At 39.6% G+C, this 3,051-nt stretch carries 4 protein-coding genes; 1 reads left to right on the forward strand and 3 read right to left on the reverse strand.

The genetic code is table 11. The features are described from left to right. Positions 1-684 (forward strand): hypothetical protein (locus T515_RS17745; RefSeq protein ID WP_051671826.1); only part of this gene is annotated, 684 nt, incomplete at its 5' end. A 276-nt stretch (positions 685-960) separates the two neighbouring features. Here T515_RS17745 and T515_RS15930 read toward each other — a convergent pair. From T515_RS15930 to T515_RS15940, 3 genes are all read right to left on the reverse strand, one after another. Next, positions 961-1,668: an RraA family protein gene (locus T515_RS15930; protein ID WP_036613468.1), complete on the reverse strand. Its 708-nt coding sequence runs from the start codon at positions 1,666-1,668 to the stop codon at positions 961-963. Positions 1,669-1,747: 79 nt separating this feature from the next. Continuing rightward, positions 1,748-2,272 (reverse strand): cysteine hydrolase family protein, encoded by a 525-nt coding sequence (locus T515_RS15935; RefSeq protein WP_036613471.1) that lies wholly within the window; start codon positions 2,270-2,272, stop codon positions 1,748-1,750. Positions 2,273-2,439: 167 nt separating this feature from the next. After that, a partial coding sequence (locus T515_RS15940; RefSeq protein WP_155988415.1) for a GGDEF domain-containing protein occupies positions 2,440-3,051 on the reverse strand: 612 nt, incomplete at its 5' end.

The raw sequence follows: 3,051 nt of genomic DNA on the forward strand, positions 1-3,051 counted from the left end.
GGCAGGATCTTCCTGCAACACAATATTTTTGAATACAAGTCACCTGAAGATGAACTTGGTATAGATGAATATTTTAAGACATTGGCCTATGCATGTTTGTATAAAGCCAATGCTGAGAATGAAGATGCTATCCGATCGTCGGAAATAACCATCTCTCTTATCCGGGAGGGAATAACCAGAACATTGATCAACTGGTTTAAGAAAAACAGTTGCATTGTGACTGAAGAATATCCGGGAATATTTTACATTTCCGGGGAAAAAGTGCTTTTTCCGACTCAGTTGATCATATCATCAAGATTGAGAGTCGATGAACACCAATGGTTAAAAGCCCTGACCCGTAGGATGGATGAAACAACAGCTAGAAGCCTGGTTTCGTCTGCCAAAGTCCTTACTGAAAAAGATGATAGAGAAAATGCCGATTCGGTTTTGCATCTTGCGATGATAGAAAACGAGGCGATTTTTAACAAATTGAAGGAGGTACCGGAAATGAATGAAGCTCTTATAAAACTCATGAAGCCCGAACTTGATGCTGCGACTGATAATGCTAGAAAAGAAGGTGCTACTGAATTAGCTACGGTAGTAAAGCTGTTAAAATCCGGTTCCATGGTTCAGACACTGCTTGATAAAGGATATAATCCGGATATCGTTAAATCCGCAAATGAGCTGCTGGCTGAAATATCATAATACAGTGTGTGTTGTCACCAGGATAAGTAAAAACGTTCAAGTCTTCACTGAGGAAGCCTTGAACGTTTTTTTTGAGAACAGGAATGATTCTATGAGGGAAATTCTACAATTGGTTCAGGTTATCATTCTATGCCACAACAACAAGTATCTTTCTCACATAGTCCTCCCATGATTTTAATTTTATATTGAGCATTTTCTATTGTTATTCCTGTAAGAATATACATATAGGCATTAATAAAAAATAGATAGAATCAGAGAAAATGTCAATTATTCCCTCTACTGTTCCAGTCTTTCTCTTATCTCAATTACTTCCTTTGGGGCAAGCTCAGGCAGTGCCTCTCCGTTTTTCAGTGCTTCGGCATAGCTTTCTATCAGTGCTACTCTCTTTTCTTCGTATTCAAGCTTTTCTTCGGCCTTTTCAAGCACCACTTCTATATACTCTCTTGGAATAACACAAACTCCGTCTGCATCTCCCACCACCAGATCACCGGGTTTTACTTCAACACCTGCGCAGTGGATGTCAGTGTTAATGTTTCCTTCGCCTTTTCTCACAGGACCTCTGGGAATTATCCCCAGTGAATATACAGGAAAATCAAGCTTTTTTGTTTCCTCGGAGTCCCTTGAATAGCCATTTACAACTATACCGGAAAGTCCCATGGCCTTGCAGGCTCTTTCAAAAAGATCTCCGATATAGGGTCTTTCCTTATATGCTTTACCGTCTACAACCATAACATAACCTTCAAGAGATCTTGTATAGGCGGCTATATTGATGGGGAGATTGTCTCCCTCTTCGGTTTCCACAGTAAGAGCCGTACCTACCATAAGTCTGGTTGTTCCGACAGGCTTCATCTCAGCACACATACATCCGTCCATGGGTATGGAAATCTTTGCTTTCTTGACCCCGTCCAGAATCAGGGCAACACTTAATTTCTTTACCCTGTTCAGTATTTCATCAGGTAACAATGGTGCATTTTTATTTATCATGACAAAAGCCTCCTTCAAAGTAATAGAATAAGCGTTCAAGTCAGGTGTAGGCTTGAACGCTTATTGTATATATAGCTTTCTAAGATCTCACATAAATCTGGCAGGATCGCATTGTTTCAAGAGCAGCCTCATGTTTTTCAGGAGTCACACCTGCACAGCACATAGGATCTACGGAAATTGAAACTTCAGGCATAGAGGCTTTAAGGAGCAAAGCATTGGAAACCACACATATATCTGTACAGAGACCAATGAGCTCTATTTCAATGTTTTCTTTTTCACTGATTGCTTTGATGGTTTCCGCTAAAACCGTAGAGCCGAAGGTTGGCTTATTGATAAAGCTTGCACCTTCAACCACCTGTGCCACTCTTGAATCAAGCTGCCATCCATCTGTCCCTTCTACACAGTGTACAACCGGAAGATTTTTGCCTTCCTGAGTATCCATATAGTCAGGCTGATGGGTATCACGAGTGACAAAAACATCTTTTATGTTATAGGATTTGATCTTTTCCACAACAGCCGGCACGATAGCCACAGCCTCTTTTGAGCCAAGTGCCCCATCAACAAAGTCCTTTTGCATGTCTACCACAACAAGTATCTTTCTCATAAGTTCCTCCCATAATAAGATAAAGATTTGAATTTATGCCATATAAAAACTGTGTACTTTTTGAGCAATATTTTACCTTGGAGATATGGTCAAAGTAAAATACTTCTGCTTTTTTTATGTCATATTTTTTAAACGCGTCATCTTATAAAAGGGATCTGCTGATACTATTATTCCCTTGTTTTTGCGCCCATCGCCTTAAGTTGCTGCTTGCGTTCATACATCATTTTATCGGCTCTTTCAAATACATCCCGAACATGGTGATCCCCCTCTTCCAATACAGAATAGCCGATTGACACAACGACACCATTTTCAGGGATATTAGCTTCTACTTTCCTGTTCATGACACTTATTGTTTCTTTCATCGTATCATATCCCTTTTCCTGAAGTACTACTACAAACTCATCCCCACCTACTCTGAAGACTGCGCCATGTATGAATATTTCGCATATCAATGCACAGGCATCTTTGATAAGCTTATCCCCCGCAGCATGTCCTAATGTATCATTGATATGTTTAAGACCGTTTATATCACAAACAACAACTGCCAGATGTTTGAGTTCATTATTATGAATTTTCCGGTTCAAATCATGTTCATACTCTAAATACGCGTGCTTATTTCTTACACCGGTCATAGAGTCTTTGGTTGCTATATTCTGAAAAGCTATTCTCGTTTCTTTCTCTGCGTTTAGACAATATGTAATGACCCCCGATTTGTAGCAACGTGGATTTACCTGTATAATTTTTAATCGGAAAAGAAAAAATTGGTAACAGGGATTACC

This window comes from Oribacterium sp. P6A1, from assembly GCF_000702885.1.
Classification (GTDB): domain Bacteria; phylum Bacillota; class Clostridia; order Lachnospirales; family Lachnospiraceae; genus Oribacterium.

Bases quoted from the DNA above. Each gene is read 5' to 3' on its own strand.
- T515_RS15930 (WP_036613468.1), bottom strand. From the start codon at position 1,668: ATGATAAATAAAAATGCACCATTGTTACCTGATGAAATACTGAACAGG.
- T515_RS15935 (WP_036613471.1), bottom strand. From the start codon at position 2,272: ATGAGAAAGATACTTGTTGTGGTAGACATGCAAAAGGACTTTGTTGAT.